This window comes from Solimonas sp. SE-A11, from assembly GCF_030345715.1.
In the GTDB taxonomy this organism is placed as follows: domain Bacteria; phylum Pseudomonadota; class Gammaproteobacteria; order Nevskiales; family Nevskiaceae; genus Solimonas_A.
The window spans coordinates 1-19,924 of record NZ_JAUASX010000035.1 but is presented as its reverse complement, the minus strand read 5'-3'; the positions used below and the strand labels follow the sequence as shown (position 1 = coordinate 19,924).

18 protein-coding genes are annotated in these 19,924 nt (G+C 61.9%); 10 read left to right on the top strand and 8 right to left on the bottom strand.

Annotated elements, in window-relative coordinates; all coding sequences use genetic code 11:
- Nucleotides 1-136: 136 nt before the first annotated feature.
- The 3 genes from QT386_RS22880 to QT386_RS23605 all read left to right on the top strand — a co-directional run bounded on the left by QT386_RS22880 (nt 137) and on the right by QT386_RS23605 (nt 2,221).
- The gene (locus tag QT386_RS22880) at nt 137-511 is read left to right on the top strand and encodes a hypothetical protein (RefSeq protein WP_289276072.1); all 375 of its coding nucleotides are present in this window, start codon (nt 137-139) and stop codon (nt 509-511) included.
- Entirely contained in the window at nt 508-1,146 is a 639-nt protein-coding gene (locus QT386_RS22875) for a hypothetical protein (RefSeq protein WP_289276071.1), read from the top strand. The genes QT386_RS22880 and QT386_RS22875 overlap by 4 nt, the downstream gene beginning before the upstream one ends.
- Nucleotides 1,147-1,270: 124 nt before the next feature.
- Entirely contained in the window at nt 1,271-2,221 is a 951-nt protein-coding gene (locus QT386_RS23605; RefSeq protein ID WP_367401485.1) for a DNA methyltransferase, read from the top strand.
- On the opposite strand, the gene QT386_RS22870 is transcribed toward QT386_RS23605, so the two are convergent.
- Nucleotides 2,222-2,428 (bottom strand): AlpA family transcriptional regulator, encoded by a 207-nt coding sequence (locus tag QT386_RS22870; protein ID WP_289276070.1) that lies wholly within the window; start codon nt 2,426-2,428, stop codon nt 2,222-2,224.
- A gap of 930 nt (nt 2,429-3,358) precedes the next feature.
- Nucleotides 3,359-4,312 (bottom strand): alpha/beta fold hydrolase, encoded by a 954-nt coding sequence (locus QT386_RS22865; protein WP_289276069.1) that lies wholly within the window; start codon nt 4,310-4,312, stop codon nt 3,359-3,361.
- A 158-nt stretch (nt 4,313-4,470) separates the two neighbouring features.
- On the opposite strand from QT386_RS22865, the gene QT386_RS22860 reads away from it, so the two are divergent.
- Together QT386_RS22860 and QT386_RS22855 are read left to right on the top strand one after the other, a co-directional pair.
- On the top strand, nt 4,471-5,211 hold the full coding sequence (locus QT386_RS22860) for a 1-acyl-sn-glycerol-3-phosphate acyltransferase (protein ID WP_289276068.1): 741 nt from the start codon (nt 4,471-4,473) through the stop codon (nt 5,209-5,211).
- A 104-nt stretch (nt 5,212-5,315) separates the two neighbouring features.
- The gene (locus QT386_RS22855) at nt 5,316-5,696 is read left to right on the top strand and encodes a response regulator (RefSeq protein ID WP_289276067.1); all 381 of its coding nucleotides are present in this window, start codon (nt 5,316-5,318) and stop codon (nt 5,694-5,696) included.
- Between the two features lie 183 nt (nt 5,697-5,879).
- On the opposite strand, the gene QT386_RS22850 is transcribed toward QT386_RS22855, so the two are convergent.
- Together QT386_RS22850 and QT386_RS22845 are read right to left on the bottom strand one after the other, a co-directional pair.
- On the bottom strand, nt 5,880-6,455 hold the full coding sequence (locus QT386_RS22850; protein WP_289276066.1) for a cytochrome b: 576 nt from the start codon (nt 6,453-6,455) through the stop codon (nt 5,880-5,882).
- A gap of 226 nt (nt 6,456-6,681) precedes the next feature.
- Nucleotides 6,682-7,590 (bottom strand): LysR family transcriptional regulator, encoded by a 909-nt coding sequence (locus QT386_RS22845; RefSeq protein ID WP_289276065.1) that lies wholly within the window; start codon nt 7,588-7,590, stop codon nt 6,682-6,684.
- A gap of 134 nt (nt 7,591-7,724) precedes the next feature.
- On the opposite strand from QT386_RS22845, the gene QT386_RS22840 reads away from it, so the two are divergent.
- From QT386_RS22840 to QT386_RS22825, 4 genes are all read left to right on the top strand, one after another.
- Nucleotides 7,725-9,908: a malate synthase G gene (locus QT386_RS22840; RefSeq protein ID WP_289276064.1), complete on the top strand. Its 2,184-nt coding sequence runs from the start codon at nt 7,725-7,727 to the stop codon at nt 9,906-9,908.
- Nucleotides 9,909-10,230: 322 nt separating this feature from the next.
- Nucleotides 10,231-10,854: an RNA polymerase sigma factor gene (locus QT386_RS22835; RefSeq protein ID WP_289276063.1), complete on the top strand. Its 624-nt coding sequence runs from the start codon at nt 10,231-10,233 to the stop codon at nt 10,852-10,854.
- A gap of 445 nt (nt 10,855-11,299) precedes the next feature.
- Nucleotides 11,300-13,165: an ABC transporter ATP-binding protein gene (locus QT386_RS22830; RefSeq protein WP_289276062.1), complete on the top strand. Its 1,866-nt coding sequence runs from the start codon at nt 11,300-11,302 to the stop codon at nt 13,163-13,165.
- Between the two features lie 42 nt (nt 13,166-13,207).
- The gene (locus QT386_RS22825; RefSeq protein WP_289276061.1) at nt 13,208-13,495 is read left to right on the top strand and encodes a PqqD family peptide modification chaperone; all 288 of its coding nucleotides are present in this window, start codon (nt 13,208-13,210) and stop codon (nt 13,493-13,495) included.
- 281 nt (nt 13,496-13,776) lie between these two features.
- On the opposite strand, the gene QT386_RS22820 is transcribed toward QT386_RS22825, so the two are convergent.
- Nucleotides 13,777-14,160, bottom strand: coding sequence for a lasso peptide biosynthesis B2 protein (locus QT386_RS22820; protein WP_289276060.1), 384 nt, complete (start codon nt 14,158-14,160; stop codon nt 13,777-13,779).
- Here QT386_RS22820 and QT386_RS22815 point away from each other — a divergent pair.
- Nucleotides 14,144-16,009, top strand: coding sequence for an asparagine synthase C-terminal domain-containing protein (locus tag QT386_RS22815; RefSeq protein WP_289276059.1), 1,866 nt, complete (start codon nt 14,144-14,146; stop codon nt 16,007-16,009). The two genes, QT386_RS22820 and QT386_RS22815, sit on opposite strands and share 17 nt — an antisense overlap.
- A 534-nt stretch (nt 16,010-16,543) precedes the next feature.
- Here QT386_RS22815 and QT386_RS22810 read toward each other — a convergent pair.
- The 3 genes from QT386_RS22810 to QT386_RS23600 are packed head-to-tail and all read right to left on the bottom strand — an operon-like array spanning nt 16,544 to nt 19,865.
- Nucleotides 16,544-17,185: an HNH endonuclease gene (locus QT386_RS22810; RefSeq protein ID WP_289276058.1), complete on the bottom strand. Its 642-nt coding sequence runs from the start codon at nt 17,183-17,185 to the stop codon at nt 16,544-16,546.
- 7 nt (nt 17,186-17,192) lie between these two features.
- Nucleotides 17,193-17,834, bottom strand: a complete 642-nt coding sequence (locus tag QT386_RS22805) for a hypothetical protein (RefSeq protein ID WP_289276057.1) — start codon at nt 17,832-17,834, stop codon at nt 17,193-17,195.
- A gap of 15 nt (nt 17,835-17,849) precedes the next feature.
- Nucleotides 17,850-19,865 carry a HAMP domain-containing sensor histidine kinase gene (locus tag QT386_RS23600; protein ID WP_289276056.1) on the bottom strand — a complete coding sequence of 672 codons (2,016 nt, stop codon included), beginning with the start codon at nt 19,863-19,865 and terminating at the stop codon, nt 17,850-17,852.
- Between the last annotated feature and the right edge of the window lie 59 nt (nt 19,866-19,924).

Here is a 19,924-nt window from a genome sequence, read left to right as displayed (position 1 = left end):
TTCCACGCTAATCACTCCTGGTCATCCCTGGCGAGAAAATCGCCAGAGTACCGATTAACGTGGGTCAAATTTCAGTGCGCACTTGCCTCTTGGGTGGGTCAATTCTTACTGCGCGCCAACAGGTGCAGGAGCGGTGGTGGGATTTGAAACTCCCGCAGAGATCGGCGAGGCGCCGATCGGTGGCAAGCTCCCGGATGTGATTTGGTACTACAACGGTGGTCATCGGGAGGCCATCGAGATTGAACTCACAGCGAAATGGGGTTGGGAGTTCGACACCACCATCGCCCGTATCGTCAACGATGTGCGTGCGGGCACCTATAAGGGGTACATGATCGTCACCCGCAGTTCCCACATCCAAAAGCGCTATGGGAAGGCCTTTTCGGCCGGTCAGCCTGTCCGGCATTGGGTGAAGAATGAGGAGCGCAAATACACCCGCAAGCCGTCGGGTGACAGTGTCATCGAAGAGTATGTAGCGGATGCCATCACGGTGCTCTTGAAGGTGGACCTGTGAAGCACTTCCTCGTGCTCCTCCTAGCTACCTTGATCGTAGGCTGCCAGGTACCCAAGGATGAATCGGAGCTGGCGACCCTGCGTGAAGAAAACGCGGTGCTCAAAATGGAGTTGAGCATGAAGACCAATCGTATTGCTGCCCAGGAGCAAAAGTTGGGTCAACTGACTCAGCTTTCAAAGGTTGCAGCAATTGCGCAGGTCTGCAATCAACTTCCAGTCTTGGAATTCGCATGTCCCAGAGACGCCGTACAGGCTGGACGGCGTGCACTGGACGGGGGTGTTGCTCCAGACCTCCGAGAGTATGCTCGCTGGCGCTTTGGATTGATCATAGGCTGGTTAGTAGCGGCAGTAGTAGTGGTGATCACCGTGATCTCCCTCGTCTACCTTCTCCTGACTCCTAGCCGTGCGCTTCTTCGAACACGCCGCGAGCAACTCAATGATCTCCCGGATGTGCCTCTTTTGAAGCAAGAAGTTAAACGGCTCCAAGGTACGCTTGCCGCGCTGGCTGCGGAAGTCGCAACTCGTGCTGCAGCGCTGGCGGCTGCTGAGAAAGCGCATCTGGATCGAAAAGCTGATCTAGACAGGCAGATCGAAGAGCTCGAACGAAGAGCAGAGATTCTTCGCAAGCTGAGATAGAGGGCCGCCTCCAACATTCCGAGGCAAAAATGGTCCCTCTCTCCGCTTGGGAGGGAGGAGCCTTCCTTTGGCCTGGAAAAAGCTAATATCCTAGGAACAACAATTTACGTACCTTAATCAAAAGATGGGGGGAGTTTGCGTGCCAAAGGGAGGCAAGCGTAGTGGCGCGGGGCGGCCACCCGGAAGTGGTCGTTACGGAGCAAGTACACGCTTGGTTAGGGTGCCCGTCGACCTTTTCCCAGAAATCAGTGAGATTCTGGCGACGCGAGTTAGAGCCGAAGCCGAGAAGCGCGCCAACGGAGTGCCGCCGGCAGTCGCTTCAATCTTGCCGCCTCCACCCGAGAGAATTCTGCTGCTACCTCGCATGCCAGCAGTTGATGCATTTCGGGTGGTGACAAGCTCCGGCATTAAAGCCGCTGCGACCATCTTGGACCCGTGGTATCGAGATCGCACTGGCCATGGACGCAGCACGTACCTGACGGAAACATTGCCTTTGCTCAACAGCGCGAGCGAGTGCTCGGACCATGTTTTCGTTTGGGGACATCCTGAGGCTCTCGCTCGTCTGATGGACCTGTGGTCTCCAAAGCTCCAGTTCGAGTGTTGGATTACCTGGGCGGCGCCGAATTCAGCCAACCGCGCCCTCTCATGGCGCCCTGCCCAACAAGCGTGCATACACCTGCGACGTCCCACAGCGCGACTATATGCCGAGCAATTCCTCAGTGAGAGACATCAGGAACTGCTGTCGCAGAACAAACTGCAGTACAAGATGACTCCGAGGAACGTCATTTTTGAGGAGCCGCTCCTGACGGGATTTATTCGGCGCCGCGAGCAGCAGGGATATCCCGCGCAAAAGCCCGTGGCAGTACTCGATCGCCTCATACGGATGGCATCTCGGCCCGGCGATTTAATTCTCGACATGACTGCGGGTTCGGGGACGACCGGCGTCGCATCGATAAAGGCAGGGTGCTCTGCCATCCTCTGTGATCGATCACCGACGGCCATGCGAGTAATGCGCAAGCGGCTCGGTGGCTACATTACTGGGGAGCCCGCTGACCTTCCTGAGGTGCTGTACTAACTACCCGCGCCGCGCGGGCTGCGATGTGAACTGCTGCTGCTCGGCAAGCCATGCCATAACGCTGCGCCGCAACCAAATCTTTTTGCGCAGTGACAGGCGAATAAAGGGGGGGCACCGACCGCCCTTGGCCATCAAGTTTGAAAAGGATCGAGGATGGAGCCGCAGCAACGCGGCGACCTCGTTCAAGCTCATCGTTTCACTTTCCATGGGGCTCTCAAGGGGCGTACTGCGCTTGCGGTATCCCAAGGGTTTGGATTGTAAAAAAGGCCGAATCGTGTCGGCGGGACTTCACTTCCTAACCTGCCTCACCGACAGGTCGGGACTGCGACCTTCGAGCCCTAGGGCATGCTCCCTGACCTCAGTTCCCTGAACTATGTATACGGGTGGAATCATGTATAGGGAAATGCGGTTCTCTATACATGAGTACAAGGGACAAATCGTTCGACCCTTCGTCCCGGCAAGCCCAGTCCGCAGCGCAAGCATCCTCATTGATGAGTCGAATGGCGGTATGCCGAAGGCATGCGCCACGAACATTTGGAGGTCCATTTCTCCGGTTAGGGGTCCACAGGAAATTTCATTGCGAGGGGCCGAATAGACTTGGATCGGGCGCCAGACCGCGGTACGCTTTTGCTGTCGGTTCGCGGCCTGTTTCTCCAGGACAAGAATAGGACAAGAATGGCAGTTATCCACAGTGACATCGGGTGCGATAGTTGCGCTAAAAAAGCCGTAAAATCATCAGCTTGAGTGACATCCAGTGATGTAGGGGACACGTTGAAAATCCCCGTGTCGGCGGTTCGATTCCGTCCCCGGCCACCATCTGCAAGGTTCACTGCCTGAATATTTCGTCTCAAACCCAAAGTTCAGGGCTTGGGATTGGCCGAGAATTGGCCGGCTAAAACCAGGCTCATTCAAGTTCTCACGACGCCGGATGCCGCACTCCCTCGCGGGAGTTCCATATGCGGCACTCCGAAGGGATCATCACCAAGCGCGGCAGGCGGGCTTTTCGGGCACGCATCGTGATCCGTGGGTCTGAACACAGCCAGACCTTCACCAGTGCCGCAGATGCGGAAAAGGGCTGTTCGATCTGCGGTTGTCGGCCGACGTGGTATGGCCCGGGTTTCCTGGACTTTCGATTGCCTAGGGTGTCGACGGCGCGGATTGATCTTCCGGGATCGAACGCACGAACCGTCCGATTGCCGTCGATACCTCCGACACATGCGTGTGGTGGAGCGCATGACCGGCTTGAGGGATCAACGTCACCTCGGCCCGATGCACTACGGGAGTCAGACGCCGTCCGTGATTCCAGAACGGAACCAGTGCGTCTTCTTCGCCGTGGATTATCTGCAGAGGCCGCTCGATGCGGTCATAGCGCGAACTGAGTTCCTGCAAGTACTCGTTGAGAGCACTCATGTCCTGCACATTGTGCCGAAAGGTCTGAGGCCGGAGCGCCAAGAGGGCTCCCACCTTTTCCACATGATTCATTGGGACCGGCTGGGGCGCCAGTACCGGCGCTATTTCCTGCTCCAGGAGGAACTGGCCCACCGGTGTCACCACTGTCCAGGAAAAAAGAGCGCCAATGACCGGTAGCGATGCAACGTCGTAGGTCCATCCAGGCGAGCCGACCCAATGTCCGGCCACGCCCGCTACAAGTATCCCGCCGGAGATTTTTTCCGGCATCTCGACCATTGCCGCCAGCACAACCGATCCGGCCCAGGAGTGGCCGACGATCACAGGCCTCTCAATTCCCAGCCGTCGACATGCCGTCAGCAGCAACGAGGCAATCTCGGAAGGGTTCATCCAGGGCCCGCGGCCTCGCTCGCTATATCCGTAGCCTGGGCGATCAAATGCGATGACACGATGCGTACCCGACAGGGCAGGCATCAGGTTGGCCGTGAACTCGCGAAGATTGGAGCTTGCCCCATGCACGAACAGCAGCGCCGGACCCGCGCCGCGGCCTTGTTCCACATAGTGAAGACGAAGGCCGTCGACCTCGATGAACTTGCCGACAGGTGGATACCGGTGCTCGATCCAAAGGCCCTGCCCCCAGGAAAAAAGCGCCAGCGACGCGACGAGCAGGCCCAACACCAGCATGAGGCATAGATGATTCACGCTCCACGATCCCGCTTGGCAGATTGACTGAATCCCCTACTCCGGATTTGCCTCTTCGGATGCACCCTGCGGGAAGGTTCCACCGGGGATCCGGAAGCACGGTTTCATCGTAATCGTGCTATCGCGCGTTGGAGTTGCCCATGCCAGGATTGTTGCTGAGGGCCGTCTTCGGCCTGTATGCCAGCCTTGCCTTCCTTGTCATCGTCCTGCTGCTCCTGTGCCCTGTCCTGATTGCCGCCCCGATTCTGCCGCTCCGGCGCACGATTGGTCGCTGGGCTGTTAGAGCCTGGCTGCTGAGCATCGGTGTCCGCTTCCAGGTGCAGGGACGCCAGAACCTGCCCAGCGGTCCTTGCGTGGTGGTCTGCAACCATGCCAGCTACGTGGATGGCATCGTGTTGACCGCGGCGCTTCCCTCTCGCTTCAGCTTCCTAGTGCAACACCGCGCCAGATCCTGGCCTTACGTGGGACTGGTCATACGGCGCATGGGAGTGCGCTTCGTCAATCGTGAGAGCCCCCGCCAGGCCGCATGCGCCGTACTGGGTCTCATCCGGGGCGCCAGAAGGGGGGATTCCTTTGCCATATTCCCCGAGGGCACCTTCCGACGGGCGCCTGGGCTCCAGCCCTTCCATACCGGCGCCTTCCTGGTCGCGGCCAAGGCCGGCGTACCGATCGTCCCTGTAGCGATGCGTGGGACGCGGAATCTGCTTGCGGACGGAGCGCCATGGCCGTCATGGAGTTCGGTGGAGATCGAAATACTCACGCCTCTTGAATCCCGGGAGACCCATCGCGCCGCTGCCCGGGACATGCAGGATCTGGCCCACCGTCAAATCGAGCAGCACTGTGGCGAGGCCGGCGCATCCGGCACGGGTCGTTCGCCGTGACTTCGCCAACTCCTTCCACCGCTGTGGCACTTGGCAAAGGGCAATCTGCCAACGGCCCCTTGCGTCTACGCATCTGAATGCCATGCGGGGGCGTAGGAACCGATATGCGATCTCAAACAAAGACCGTATTCGTGATTGATGACAATCCCGACATTTTGCTGCTCACTTGTCAGATGGTGCGCGCGCTGGGGCTGAGGGCCGTCGCTTTCTCTAACGCTGACGAGTGCCTTGCGGACCTTGGCAGCGGCACCGCCGACTGCATCTTGACCGACCTGAACATGCCTGGAATGAGCGGCCTGGATCTCGCCAAGACCATTGCGCTCCATGGCCCTCGGGTGCCTATCGTGATCGCTACGGCCTCCCCGATTGGATCCGTTGAGCTGACAGGGGCCAGCAAGGTCGCGCGTGCTGTCTTGCACAAGCCATACACATTGGACGATCTGAGCCATGCCTTGAGGCTGGCCACTGACGTCAACAGGGCATAGCTGCGCGCCCGATCGATCTTTCTCCCTCACTGCCCGCAGCCTGGCGATCTCTCCTGGAATACGCGAGACGGTCATGACCGCCGGCAGTCCCTTGAAGGGACAGGATCCGACTGGAGCACATGGCATTTCCGCTGGAGAGAGGGCGAGCTTCGCCCATCCGCTCGCGGCTTTACGCTCAGCGAATCATGGCCGCTTCGGCCGAAAGACTCCCTGCAAGCCGCGGGGCAACATCCGCTGAAGCGTGTTATCGCCAAGCAGATAGTGGTGCAGGAGCGCCGCTGCCGCATGCAGGCCAATCAGCCAATAGCCCAACTCGCCAACGGTCTCGTGAATCTCCTTCACTGACTTGGCCAGCTCCTTGTTCTCGCCCACCAGTGCGGGCAATTCCAGTCCGAAGAACGGCACTGGCTTCCCGGAGGCACTGAGCACTACCCAACCGCCCAGCGGCATGCCGATCATCAGGAGATACAGTGCGACATGCATCGCGCGACCCAGGGCCAGCTGCCATCGCGGAGGTGGGGGCTGGATTGCTGGCGTAGTCTCGCCAAGCCGCAACAGGAGGCGCAGCCAGACCAGGGCAAATACCGTCAGTCCCAGCATGAAATGCCAGCTCTTCAGGGCTTCGCGCGGCTCGCTGCCCTTTTCGTAGAGTTCACGAAACTCAATGCAGGCGTACGTCGCTACAATCAAGAGCAGCATCAACCAGTGCATGGCCACCGATAGGCTGCCGTAGCGCAGCGAGTCCGTCCGCCAATTCATTTCACTTACACCTTGAGGATTCGTCCCAGTGTAAGACGGCATCGGGGGAGTTTGTCCACCCAGTTTGCTCTCGTAACGCGCCAGGGCGTCCCCTCGCCTCTTGAACAGCGGGCGGCGAAGTACAGGGAGTGTCAATAGAGCGTCAATGACGAATCAGCATATTCATCGCTTCGGAAGGCCCGCAAGCGTGGACAACCCTCTCGAATCGCTGCGCCGCGGCCTCGCGCTAGGACGGCTCCCAGTACCCGGGGTCGCCGTAGGTGGCCTTGAGGAAGTCGATCCACAGGCGCAGGCGCAGCGGCAGGTGCTTGCGCTGGGCGAAGACGGCATAGATGCCGTTGGGTGGCGCGGCGTAGTCGTCGAGCACGCTGACGAGGCGTCCGGCGCGCAGGTCGGCTTCCACCTCCCACCAGGAGCGCCAGGCCAGGCCCAGGCCTTCCAGGCACCAGGCATGCAGCACCTGGCCGTCGGAGCAGTCCAGCCGCGAGGACGGACGCAGGGGCGTGCTGCGGCCGTCGATGCGGAAGATCCAGCCGCGGGTCTGGCTGGCTTCGGAGCTCAGCGTCAGGCAATCGTGGCGCATGATCTCCTCGGGCCGCTGCGGCACGCCGCGACGGGCCAGGTAGGCCGGGCTGGCGACACAGAGGCGGCGGTTCTCCGCGAGGCGCACGCTGATCAGCGAGGAGTCCGGCAGGTCGCCCACGCGCACGGCGCAGTCGAAGCCCTCGTTGACCAGGTCCACCAGGCGGTCCGACAGATTCAGCGACAGCGACACCTCCGGGTGCAGGTCCACGAAGCGCGGCACCAGCGGCGCCACGTGGCGGCGGCCAAAGCCGGCCGGCGCGGTGATCCGCAGGTGGCCGCTGGCCTGGGCGCCACCGGCACTGACGCCGGCCTCGGCGTTGGCGAGGTCCGCCAGCACGCGCTGGGCGTCTTCCAGGAAGGCGCTGCCCTCGTTGGTGAGGCTGATGCGCCGGGTGGTGCGTACCAGCAGGCGCACACCCAGCCGCTCCTCCAGGGCGTCGATGCGGCGGCCGATCACGGCGGGGGCGATGCCCTCCGCGGCAGCGGCAGCCGTGAGGCTGCCCTTGTTGGCGACGGCGACGAAGGTCTGGATTTGGCGGAAACGGTCCATGGCCGGCCGATTATTGCAAAAAAGTCACCAATCATTCAGCGAATAGGCTGTTAATCGGCAATTTGGTATCGAATACACTGTGGTCCGTCAAGAACGGCCTCGCCGTTGCCTCTCAACCTCTGCCGGGATCTCCCATGACCGCACGCACCACCGTCCATAGCCTGCAAGTGGCCACCGAGCTGTACCGTTTCGTCGAGGACAAGGTGCTCCCTGGCACCGGAATCGACAGCGCGAAGTTCTGGGCCGGCTTCGACCGCATCGTCAACGACCTGGCGCCGAAGAACGCCGCGCTGCTGGGCGAACGCGACCGCATCCAGGCCGAGATGGACCGCTGGCATACCGCCAACCCGGGCCCCATCAAGGACATGGCCGCCTACCGCGCCCACCTGGAGAAGATCGGCTACCTGGTGCCGGTGCCGGCCAGCGTGCAGACCACCACCGCCAACGTGGACGCCGAACTGGCGACGCAGGCCGGCCCGCAGCTGGTGGTGCCGATCCTGAACGCGCGCTACGCGCTGAATGCCGCCAATGCACGCTGGGGCTCGCTGTATGACGCGCTCTACGGCACCGACGCGATCCCGGAGACCGACGGCGCCGTGAAGGGCCCGGGCTACAACGAGATCCGCGGCAACAAGGTGATCGCCTTCGCCCGCAACTTCCTGGACCAGTCCGCGCCGCTGGACGGCGGCTCGCACAAGGACGCCACGGCCTATCGCGTGGACGGCGGCAAGCTGGTGGTGGCGTTGGCCGGCGGCAAGACCGCGGGCCTGAAGAACCCGGCGCAGTTCGTCGGCTTCCAGGGTGACGCCGCCGCGCCGTCGAGCGTGCTGCTGATCAACAACGGCCTGCACATCGACATCCAGATCGACCGCGCGACGCCGATCGGCAAGACCGACGCCGCCGGCGTGGCCGACGTGATCCTGGAATCCGCGCTGTCGACGATCCTCGACCTGGAAGACTCCGTGGCCGCGGTGGACGCCGAGGACAAGGTGCTGGGCTACAGCAACTGGCTGGGCATCCAGTTGGGCACGCTGTCCGAGGAAGTGGCCAAGGGCGGCAAGACCTTCACCCGCACGCTGAACGGCGACCGCGTCTACACCGGCGCCAACGGCGGCAGCGTGAAGCTGCACGGCCGCTCGCTGATGTTCGTGCGCAACGTGGGCCACCTGATGACCAACCCGGCGATCCTGTGGGGCGCCAAGGGCAAGGAGATCCCCGAGGGCATCATGGACGCCGTGGTCACCACCACCATCGCCCTGCACGACCTGCAGCGCCACGGCCAGAACGGCATCGTCAACTCGCGCAGCGGCAGCGTGTACATCGTGAAGCCGAAGATGCACGGCCCGGCCGAAGTCGCCTTCGCCGCCGAACTGTTCGGCCGCGTGGAGCAGTTGCTGGGCCTGCCGGACAGCACCGTGAAGCTGGGCATCATGGACGAGGAGCGCCGCACCTCGGTGAACCTCACCGCCTGCATCGCCGCCGCCAGCAGCCGCGTGGCCTTCATCAACACCGGCTTCCTCGACCGCACCGGCGACGAGATGCACACCGCCATGCTGGCCGGCCCTATGATGCGCAAGGGCGACATCAAGGGCAGCGCCTGGATCGCCGCCTATGAGCGCCGCAACGTGCTGATCGGCCTGCAGTGCGGCCTCAAGGGCCGCGCGCAGATCGGCAAGGGCATGTGGGCCATGCCGGACCTGATGGCCGCGATGATGGAGCAGAAGATCGCCCACCCGAAGGCCGGCGCCAACACCGCCTGGGTGCCCTCGCCGACCGCGGCGACGCTGCACGCGCTGCACTACCACCAGGTCAGCGTGCCCGCCGTGCAGGCCGAGATCGAGGCGTCCGGCGAGAGCGCCGGCTCGCTGATGGACAAGCTGCTGACCATCCCCGTGGTGGAGCAGGCCAACTGGTCCGAGGCCGAGAAGCAGCAGGAACTGGACAACAACATCCAGGGCATCCTGGGCTACGTGGTGCGCTGGGTGGACCAGGGCGTGGGCTGCTCCAAGGTGCCGGACATCCACAACGTGGGCCTGATGGAAGACCGCGCCACGCTGCGCATCTCCAGCCAGCACGTGGCCAACTGGCTGCACCACGGCGTGGTGACCGAGGCGCAGGTGCGCGAGACCTTCACGCGCATGGCCGCGGTGGTGGACAAGCAGAACGCCGCCGACCGCCTGTATCTGCCGATGGCCTCCAACCCCAACGGCTGCGCCTTCCAGGCCGCGCTGGACTTGGTGTTCAAGGGCAAGGAACAGCCGAGCGGCTACACCGAGCCGCTGCTGCACGCCTGGCGCCAGAAGTTCAAGCAGGGCTGAGAGTGACCTGAGGAACCGAAAACCCCGCCGGAGCGATCCGGCGGGGTTTTTTCATGGGCGAGCCCCGGGCATTCGCACCGCTTCGCAGGGCTCGGGCGTCAAGCCCTCTCCAGGGGGCATGCCGCCTGGGCGGCCCACCGCGCTGTGCGGCGGATCACATCCGTCCGTGCCTTCCCCCACCACGGAGGGGTACCACGGGCCACGGGCGGCCCGAATACTCATCGGCAAGGGAAGCGGCCGATAGGGCCGGCAACCCACAGTAATAGCCAGGCGTCGTGCGACCGGTCACCGGAACACGGGCCAGGGATCGCGTGCCCATCCAATGAACCCGAACCAAGCAGAAGCCCACCGCCATCCGCAGATCGTGACCGCGGCATGGATCGCGGACCTGAAGGCCAGCGGCGAGCGCCGGCGCGAGGCGATGGCCCGTCTGTATCGCGCTTATGCCCCGCGGCTGGCGGCGTACTACCGCGCACAGGGCGCGGACCGGGTGGCGGCGGATGACTGGGTGCACGACACCTTCCTGCGCGTGATGCGTGGCGTGGGTTCGCTGGAAACGGATGCGGCTTTTGCCGGCTGGATGTGGGCGATTGCCCGCAACGTGATGATCGACGCGCGGCGCCGCAAGAACAGCCGGCTCGCATCGCTGGACCAGATCGACGAAAGCGGGCTGGCGCTGTGGGAGACGGTGGTCTGCGACAAGGCAGGGCCGGACGAGGCGCTGGAGCAGTGGCAGCACACCGCGCTGGTCGGCCAGCAGTTCGCGGCCTTCCGCCGCGACTTCCCGGAGCGGGCGCGCTGCATCGCCTGGAGCTGCCGCGAGGACATGAGCATGGGCGAGCTGGCCACCGTGATCGGCCGCAGCGTGGGCGCGACGCGGGAGTACCTGTCGCAGAGCCGCAAGAAGGCGCGGGTGTATTTACAGCCTTGCCTGGAGGCGGCGTGAGGATGAAGGGCATCGGATCAACCGGCGGCGAGGAAGTCCGCCCGTACTTCGACAGGCTCAGCACGAACGGACTTTTCGGAGATCCGGGAGGCGAGCAGAACGTTTTCCTGATGCGGGCATTGGTTCCGCGTCATTCCGTATGAGGACGGGTGGGCCGTCAAAAGCCGATCCGGTCTCGGGTATCGGGGCAGCTTTCGCCGCACCGATATCCATCCTGTTGTTCCAACCATCTAGTGGAGTAGAAACATGAAGTCCTACATCAAGCCTGTTCTGGTGAAGCTCGGCACGCTGGCCCTGATCAAGTCCAACTCGACCGGCCCCAGCTCCGACGGCAAGCAGTACGCCGGCTTCTTCAAGTAAGAAGCGTCAGGGACTGCCCCGGGCGACCGGGGCAGTTCTTCCGTTGTCGCGGCGGGCTGCTGCCCTGCCTCTCTGATTCCCAAACATGTTCGAGCGATTCGAGAAGCTGGTGGATGTGACGGCCCCGCCTCCGCGGGAACCTCCGCCGGCGACGCTACGGGCACTGTACAAATACTTCCTGGCCGAGCACTCACGCCTGTTCCTGGCGCTGATGCTGATCGGCAGCGGCGTGGCGATTGCCGACGCCATGGTGCCGGTGTTCATCGGCAAGATCGTCACGCTGGTGGGCGCCACCGACCGCCAGACCGCATTCACCGCCGCGCTGCCGATGCTGGGCCTGATGGCGGCGGTGTTCCTGCTGCTGCGGCCGGCGCTGCTGCTGCTGGACCTGCTGCTGCGCAATAGCCTGCTGGTGCCGCGCGTGACCTCGCGCATCCGCTGGGTGAGCCACTGGCATCTGATCCGCAAGCCCTGGGCCTTCTTCCAGAACGACCAGGCGGGGCGCATCGCCAGCCGGGTGATGCACATGCCGGGCGCGCTGCGCGAGAGCGTGGAGGCCGGCATCCGCGCGGTGTGGTACATCGCGATCTACGGCGGCACCTCGCTGCTGCTGCTGTGCCAGGCCGACTGGCGGCTGGCGCTACCGGTGCTGGCCTGGTTCCTGGGCTACGGGCTGCTGCTGCGCCGCTACGTGCCGCGGCTGCGCGTGCTGGCCGGCGCGAACGCGGAGGCCTACTCCGCGCTGATGGGCCGCATCGTGGACAGCTACAGCAACATCCTGATGGTGAAGCTCTTCGCCCGTCAGGACAGCGAGGACGCCTACGCGCGCGAGGCGCTGGAGGCGCATGACCTGGCGCAACGCCGGCACATGCGCATGATCACGGGCTTCATCTTCGGCTTGGCGCTGCTCAACACCGCGCTGCTGGCGGGCACGGCGGGCATCGGCATCCAGCTCTGGCTGCAGGGCCTGGTGGGCGCCGGTGCGCTGGCCATGGCCCTGCCGCTGTGCTGGCAGATGGCGAGCACCGCCGGCTGGGTGGCCTGGGAGATCGCCGGCATCTTCGAGAACGTGGCGGGCGTGAAGGACGGCATGCAGTCCATCGCCGCGCCGAGCACGCTCACCGACCATCCACAGGCCAAGCCGCTGGCGGTAACGCGCGGCGAAATCCGCTTCCAGGACGTGGGCTTTGGCTACGAGGGCCGGCCGGCGGTGTTCAGCGGCTTCAACCTGACGATCCGGCCCGGCGAGCAGGTGGGTATCGTGGGGCGCAGCGGCGCGGGCAAGTCCACGCTGGTGTACCTGCTGCTGCGCCTGTTCGACACGCGCGCGGGGCGCATCCTGGTGGACGGGCAGGACATCCGCGAGGTGACGCAGGAAAGCCTGCGCGCGGCGATCGGCGTGGTGACGCAGGACGTGGCGCTGATGAACCGCTCCATCCTGGACAACATCCGCTACGGCCAGCCAGGCGCGGCACCGGCCGACGTGGCCTGCGCGGCGCGGCAGGCGCAGGCGGACGCCTTCATCCGCGAGCTGCGCGACGAGGACGGGCGCGAGGGCTACGCCGCGATCGTGGGCGAGCGCGGCGTGAAGCTGTCCGGCGGGCAGCGGCAGCGGATCGCCATGGCGCGCGCGATATTGAAGGACGCGCCGATCATGATCATGGACGAGCCCACCGCCGCGCTGGACAGCGAGGCGGAGCAGGCCATACAGGCCGAGCTGCACGCCCTGGGCCGCGGCCGCACGATGATCACCATTGCACACCGCCTCTCCACCCTGATGCGCATGGACCGCATCCTGGTGCTGGACGCCGGCCGGCTAGCCGAACAGGGCACGCACCAGGAACTGCTGGAGCGCGGCGGCCTCTACGCCAGCCTCTGGCGCCACCAGGCGGACGCGCTGGAGCCGGGGCATTCCCTCTTCCGCCAGGAACCCGAGCAGGCGGCCGCCTGAAGCGGCGAGCTGCAACAACGAATCAAGCATCCAGGAACGACGATGAACGCATCCCCGCAGACGCCCGCCTTCAAGGCCAGCCTGGCCAAGGGCGTGACCCTGACCCGTATCGAGGGCAAGTCCGTGCTGTTTTCCACGCGCACGGGCGAGTCATTCGGCCTCAACGATATCGGTGCAGAGATGCTGGCCAAGCTGTTTGCTGCGGACTCGCTGCAGGCGGCGCAGCAGATCGGCGCCGAGTACAACGCGCCGGAGGCGGAGATCCACCAGGACCTGGCGGAGCTGGTGGGGGAGTTGGCGGGGTTGAAGTTGGTGGAGGTGAGGAAGTAGCAGGCCTCCGCAGGAGTCCGTTCGTGCTGAGCTTGTCGAAGTACGGGCGGACTTCCGCCAGCCGAGGTTAGTCGGTTTCCTCCCCCCCTTCGACTGGCTCAGGGCGAACGGAAACTCCATCAACGGTGCATTCCCTCGCCCGCTTGCGGGAGAGGGTGGCCCGGAGGGCCGGGAGAGGGCGCTGTGAATCTGGGCTGGGCTAAACACCGAGAGTGCTACAGAAACCCTCTCCCCCTACCCCTCTCCCGCAAGCGGGCGAGGGGATTAAGGACAAAGCCAACTCAAACCCACCCCGGATACTCCGCCACCACCGTGAAGTCCTCCAGCCCCGGCGTGGTCACGAAGACCTGGGCGCCGTTGACCACCCAGGCATGGCCGCTGACCGGGGAGAGCTTCATGCCCACGCGCAGCATGGCTGCGTGGCCACGCAGGTTGAGCATATACCAGGTGACGATGGCCTGATCCAGGCACTCGATGGGGAACGGCAGGAAGCGCAGGCCGCGCTGGACGCCGGCGGCGATATCCGCAGCCGCGCGGCTACGGAACAGGGGGCGGCAGCGCCGGCCGAGGCCGGAGACCAGGCGGACGGTGCGGTCCAGGCCGAGGAACTTGGTGCCGAGGAAAGACAGGACGAGTAACGCGGCGTTCATGGATATGACGAACATGCAGATGGAGTTTCCTCAACAGTCGCAGCAGGGCACGGAATGTCAGGCTGGCGGCGGCACGCGGGAGGTTTTCCTGGTGCAGGGCGGCACTGAGCCGCGCTGGCGCGCCGGGCCCGACACCCGGCAGGCGGCCGACGCGCAGGGCGTGCTGCTGGTGGAGGGGGCCATCTTCCGCATCAACGGGCAGCATGTGGCGGCGCCGGAGCAGGCGCTGCTGGCGCGCCTGCGTGAGCGGGGCCTGGGCGCCTTCACCGAGGTGACGGGCGACTTCGTGGCCTGCTACGTCACGCCGGAGGCGGTGCATGGCTTCAAGAGCCTCACCGGCCAGCACCAGCTCTACTACCGCGGGGAGCCGGCGCTGTTCTGCAACCGGCTGTTCCCCTTCCACGCCGGCCAGCCCGGCGCGCAATGGGACGAGGAATACTTTGGCCGGCACACGCTGATCGTGCCCGGCTCGCAGTTCCACGCGGAGTGCACGCCGCTGGCAGGCGTGCGGCGCGTGCTGCCGGGGCAGTTGGTGACGCTGGGGCGCAGCGTGAGCAAGCGCGCGCTGGTGATGCGCAACTACCAGTACCAGCTGGACCCGCAGCAGCGCCGCGAGGACGTGGCGCCGGAGATCCTGCGGCTACTGCGCGAGTCGGTGCAGGACCACTTGCATGCGGCGCCGGGCGCGGATGTGTGCATCGAGATCTCCGGCGGGCTGGATTCGTCCTTCGTGGCCTGCCTGGTGGGCGAGGTGACCACGGGGGCCAAGGGGGTGATGTTCTCGCAGCCCAACGTGCCCTCGCACCACATCAGCGAGGGCTACGCGCGGGAGGTGGCGGAGCGCTACGGGATCGACCTGCGGGTGATCCCGCCGGACGAGCTGCCGGCGGTGCCGCAGCTGGAGCCGGCCTACAGCGACGAGCCCAGCGACTTCTTCTGGTTTGGCGAGCTGTTCTCCGAGGCGGTGGCGCGCATGACGCGGCCGGGGGGGCTGGTGTTCACCGGCTTTGGCGCGGACCAGCTCTTCCTGCGGTCTCCGGCCATGCTGCCTTACCTGCTGCAGCGGCGGCAGTGGGGCGCGTTCTTCAACGCGCTGCGGCCGGCGGCGCGGCTGATGAGCCGCAGCCCGGTGAGCCTGGCCGTGCAGAGCCTGGTCTCGCAGATACCGCGGGAGCTGTACTACCGCATGGCGCGGCATACGGCGAAGTGGAAATGGGGCCCGCTGGACGTCTGCGACGTGAACCAGGACCGCCTGCTGCACGCGCCGGTGACCTGGCTGCGCGCCAACGACCAACGCGCGGAGTGGGAGGACCAGCGGCGGCAGCGCGAGCGCGAGCTGGTGGGCGACGGCATCATCTGCGACAACTGGGGCTATTTTGCCGCCACACGCGCCGTGACCGCGCCGCACTTTGCGCGCCGCGGCCTCAAGGATGCCTCGCCGTTCTGCGACCTGCGGCTGATCGACTACGTGTACGACCACGTGAGCGCGCTGCTGGTGCATGACTTCAATGGCCGCTACAAGGAACTGCTGCGCGAGGCGCAGAAGGGCGTGGTGCCGGAGAGCCTGCGGGCGCGGGCCAACGACACCTTCGTGTTCAACTCCTTCCAGCTGCGCTACTTCAATCAGGCGCGGGAGTACTTCCACGCCCTGGTGGACGACTGCCCGGCCGGATGGATACACGCGCCGAGCGTGCGCGCCGAGATCGAGGCGCTGCAGTTTGGCCTGATGAATGCGTCCACGCGGTCCGTGGTGGCGCTGATGGGATACCTGGCCTGGCAGCGGGCCTTCCTGCGCCACGCCGCCGGGGAATGGGCGGCGCTGGAGCGCCTGCCCTGGAATGGATGGACCCGCGGGCCCGGCTGACGCCGCCCGCGAGAATCCGGGAGGCAGGACGCGCAAGGCCCCTGCCCCATCAAAAAACCTGCTCCGCCGGGCCACCTCCGGAGAGATGGCGCGCGCCACGTGCCAGACCTGGCCTTGCGGCCAGCCGTTGTCACCGCGGGCGCCTCGTCCAGGCACGCCCGTTGCGCTACGCGGGCTCCCCTGGTGGAGGGGCCCGGCGGGCAGCAATACCGTGTTGTTAATGAGCACCGACAGCAGGTGGACCCGGGACTCGTTCGCGGATGCGCTAGCAGAGCCCTACTGGGTTAGCCCGGCAATCGTTCTACTGCGGGGAAGTTTTGGAGCCATGAGAGGCATGGGCCGGGTGGGTGAGATCGTTCCCGGTATGCGGTGGGCCTCGGTCGTTGGGTGGCAACGTGGGGCCTGGCTCGATAAGGAATATGCTACGCCGGGAGGGGGCGGAACTCATAACGGAGTTCCGTTTTTTTATTTGGCTGATCTAGCAGAAGAGAGGAAATTTCTGGGCCAGCGTCAAGGTGAGAGATTAGCTCGCGGTTAACCGATTGAATCAAGTTGAGCTGCTAAAAGATCCATCGATAGTAAACCCATCTCCAGCGCGGCTCGAGAGTTGTCATCAGCAGCTTGAAGCGCTGCGACGATAATAGGGCGCTTTTCTTCGATCCACGCTTTCGTCTGAATCTGCAGTAGATGCCGCTGCCTCAAACGTTTGGCAAACGGTCGATTCAGCCTAAGCTGGGCTATTTGATACTTCGCTGGCGGCTTCAGCGCTTCCATTTCCCCATCGTTTGAAACAGAGAGAAACTGAGACCGATCTTCTTCAAAGGGCTCAATCCAGCCCTTTTCATGATCGTATGCCTTAGCAGGGTCCTCCGTTGGCCAATGGGCCAATTTAAATCCGTTGCAAACCGCACAAGCATGAACCAAGTTCGTTGGTTCATTTTTTAAAGCAAGAAAGAGTTGCTCCTGGGCTTTTCCGAATTTTTTCTGCCACGGGCGAAAGTGGTCGGTTTCCATAGCCGCTAAGCCGCCGACCCAATCTTCATGGCAGCCGCAATAGACGCAGCGGGACTGGCAATCTATTGCGATGACTTTTCGATATCGGGAATATGTGAAGTATTCACCATCGTTCTTCTTTTCGTATGGATTCGTTCGCGTGAGCTTGGGAAAGAAGGGCATTGGCTGTTCACTTCAGCAAATTATTCTGACTCTGCAGAAATTTCTGCAGCGAATCAACTTGTGCGCCAATCACTCTTTCCAATTCGCGCTCCTTCGCGATAACTGGAGCGGTCGACTCCCCTTCCAGTCGGTCCATTTCCTGTTGCTCATCTTCGCTTAATCCTTCTCGCAAGCTTTTTATTAACAACTCGTGAAATCTATTCTCCCGATCCGTTCGCATATCCCCAAACACGTTTAGATGCCGAAGAATTCTCGCTTTAATAACCTGAGCGCCCTCCGATTCAGTGTTATCAATCGCGTCCTTCCCGATAATATTCTCAACCAGATGCTCTGACCCCAGAAAATCGTCTTTTTCGTCAGCGTGCCCTGTAAGTATATAAATAGGCATCTTGGAATTAATTGATCTTACTTGTCGAGCTAGATCCGTTCCATTGTAGTTGACCCGCCCCCCACCCTTCATCCGCTGATCGAGAATGAAGGCGGCGGTGTCAGGCTCGCTTATTAAATCGTTGTAGTCAGAGAGTGCCGGTCTGGGTTCAATTGGTCGTATCTCAATCTCGTCAGAACCCAGGAGCTCTTTTAATGAGCGTCCGTTTGAACGCCTTGCGGCCGCATCTTCATCAATGAAGTAAATGTTCTGGCGCCTCATGCCTGCTCCAAAAGCTCAATGCTTACTTGCCTTGGGGATAACCATTTCGAAGCTCGCACCACCGAGAATCCCATTGGAGATCGCGGCAATGGAGCCGCCTGAATGCTCCTCGACAAAGGACCTCACGATAAACAAACCCATGCCGGTGCCGATAACTTCGCCCGCCTTGCTTCGTTTTGTACTGAAGGTAGGGAGAAACACAGATTTTTCCGTTCCGGCTTCAAGGCCAACCCCACTATCGTGAAAGGAAAACACCCAGTTATCACCATCGGAGTGAATGGATGCCTTGATTTTTCTATCGATCGCGAGCTTTGACTCCAGCGCCCACGACGCGTTTGTTATTAAATTCACGACAATGCTTTCCCAGTCCATTTCATAGCCGACAATCATGATGGGCATCTGTGGAATTTCCGCTATATCTATATTGATTCCTCGTTGGACCTTAAGCACGCCGTCGAATGCTTTAAATACTCGCCTTATCAATTCCTTTAAGTCGAAAGCCTTCAACTGCCGCTTTGTGCGATTCAAATTTCCAAGCGTAAACTGAGCGAAGTCTCTAACCTTTTGAGCTTCGGCTTCCGTATCTTGAAGTGTTTGAGATAGCTCCTCCTCGTCGGCGGGCGCAATCATCATGACTTTCTTAGTTAAATTGCTCCTGAGCCACTTTGTGTTTTTGACGACGGTCCCGGTCCAATCCAGCGTTTCATGGCCGAATGATGCCGCAAGAATCCCTAGAGAAGCTAAGTTGGCCAAAGTGTTCTTCTGGTCTTCAGCGTCTTTATAGAGCCTTGTGGAAAGCTCGAGATTCACGCTCGCGTTTGCAAGTCTTTTCTGAACCTCGGCCACCACGTTGGTAACAACTGTCGCGTCAGCTGCCGAGATATGCTCGGCGTTCATTGAAGAGAAACGTGACGTTAAATTTTTAATTTCGCTGATCGCGACTTCTACGCTCTCAATTGATGAGCGCGCTGTAGCTTCGGCACTTTCAACCGGCGGGAGGCGTTGAGATTTCTGCTCTGTCTCGTATTGCTGGTGATGCGTTTCAAAAAATTGAACGGCTCTCAGCGCAAATGTCTTCAGATGATTAAAGGCACTCCCTTGGAGCAATCCCTCCCGGTTAGTCTGATCATCAAGATCAGGATTTTTATCATGGGTGATAAAAACAGCACCCACGACTTGGTTGTATCCCAGCCGCCAGTTTCCCTGAGTGACACCCTCAGGGTTTTGCATTCTTCTAAAAGCGAGATTTAGCCAGTCGCCGCTCCCGTCGGGCTCACCATATGGCTTAACCCGAAAACCGTCTCTGTATATGCGTATGCCCTGATTGAAATTTAGAAAATTTGCTATTTGCGGGGTCCGAAATGTCTTCTCTTTTAGCTCGGTCTCACGACGCAAAAAGAAATAAAAATCAAAATCGAGCGGACCGCAGGATGGAACATCTCCCTGATTTTTTATTACTGCGCTCCACGGTGATGGGCCCAGGTGATACTCCACTGAATGATGTGGAGATGTCATATGGAATTCTATCTCGTGTGTGTCGAGCAATTTCGCGGAGAATTTCCAAGCAGCCACTTCTAACAAGGGCTTTTCGCTTTTTACGGGACCATCTAGCGCAGGAAGCAACCCGCCGGTTTCCAGAGTTATGGAGTAATCATTCTCACCTTGGAATGGAGAGACTAATAGCGACAATTCGCGATGTAGCTTCGCTACATCCTCTTTGGTCCATGGATCTTTTAGGCCAGTGAGAATTAACCGAGTACCCTTAGGGTAAGGGGTCTCCTTTCCACTAATCGGGTCCGTCGCTAAACTCGGGATACTAAAAAGATCATGCTCAATAGTTTCAAGCCGTAAATTCGCCGCCTGATAGCGCTCCCAGAGAATCTCTAGGCGAATTCCACTAGGCTCTCCCTGCTTTATCGATTCAAGTGTGGTTTTTTTACTGAGGCGGTCTAATCCCAGCCGTCCCAATTGTTGGCGCGCAGTAAGAATTGACCCACCCAAGAGGCAAGTGCGCACTGAAATTTGACCCACGTTAATCGGTACTCTGGCGATTTTCTCGCCAGGGATGACCAGGAGTGATTAGCGTGGAA

What these genes read in the sequence shown, in the direction of transcription:
- QT386_RS22845 (WP_289276065.1), bottom strand. Translation starts at nt 7,590, where the DNA reads ATGGACCGTTTCCGCCAAATCCAGACCTTCGTCGCCGTCGCCAACAAG.
- QT386_RS22860 (WP_289276068.1), top strand. Translation starts at nt 4,471, where the DNA reads ATGCCAGGATTGTTGCTGAGGGCCGTCTTCGGCCTGTATGCCAGCCTT.
- QT386_RS22805 (WP_289276057.1), bottom strand. Translation starts at nt 17,834, where the DNA reads ATGAGGCGCCAGAACATTTACTTCATTGATGAAGATGCGGCCGCAAGG.
- QT386_RS22865 (WP_289276069.1), bottom strand. Translation starts at nt 4,312, where the DNA reads ATGCTGGTGTTGGGCCTGCTCGTCGCGTCGCTGGCGCTTTTTTCCTGG.
- QT386_RS22855 (WP_289276067.1), top strand. Translation starts at nt 5,316, where the DNA reads ATGCGATCTCAAACAAAGACCGTATTCGTGATTGATGACAATCCCGAC.
- QT386_RS22810 (WP_289276058.1), bottom strand. Translation starts at nt 17,185, where the DNA reads ATGCCCTTCTTTCCCAAGCTCACGCGAACGAATCCATACGAAAAGAAG.
- QT386_RS22815 (WP_289276059.1), top strand. Translation starts at nt 14,144, where the DNA reads ATGGATATGACGAACATGCAGATGGAGTTTCCTCAACAGTCGCAGCAG.
- QT386_RS23605 (WP_367401485.1), top strand. Translation starts at nt 1,271, where the DNA reads ATGGGGGGAGTTTGCGTGCCAAAGGGAGGCAAGCGTAGTGGCGCGGGG.
- QT386_RS22850 (WP_289276066.1), bottom strand. Translation starts at nt 6,455, where the DNA reads ATGAATTGGCGGACGGACTCGCTGCGCTACGGCAGCCTATCGGTGGCC.
- QT386_RS22825 (WP_289276061.1), top strand. Translation starts at nt 13,208, where the DNA reads ATGAACGCATCCCCGCAGACGCCCGCCTTCAAGGCCAGCCTGGCCAAG.
- QT386_RS22835 (WP_289276063.1), top strand. Translation starts at nt 10,231, where the DNA reads ATGAACCCGAACCAAGCAGAAGCCCACCGCCATCCGCAGATCGTGACC.
- QT386_RS22840 (WP_289276064.1), top strand. Translation starts at nt 7,725, where the DNA reads ATGACCGCACGCACCACCGTCCATAGCCTGCAAGTGGCCACCGAGCTG.
- QT386_RS22870 (WP_289276070.1), bottom strand. Translation starts at nt 2,428, where the DNA reads ATGGAAAGTGAAACGATGAGCTTGAACGAGGTCGCCGCGTTGCTGCGG.
- QT386_RS22820 (WP_289276060.1), bottom strand. Translation starts at nt 14,160, where the DNA reads ATGTTCGTCATATCCATGAACGCCGCGTTACTCGTCCTGTCTTTCCTC.
- QT386_RS22830 (WP_289276062.1), top strand. Translation starts at nt 11,300, where the DNA reads ATGTTCGAGCGATTCGAGAAGCTGGTGGATGTGACGGCCCCGCCTCCG.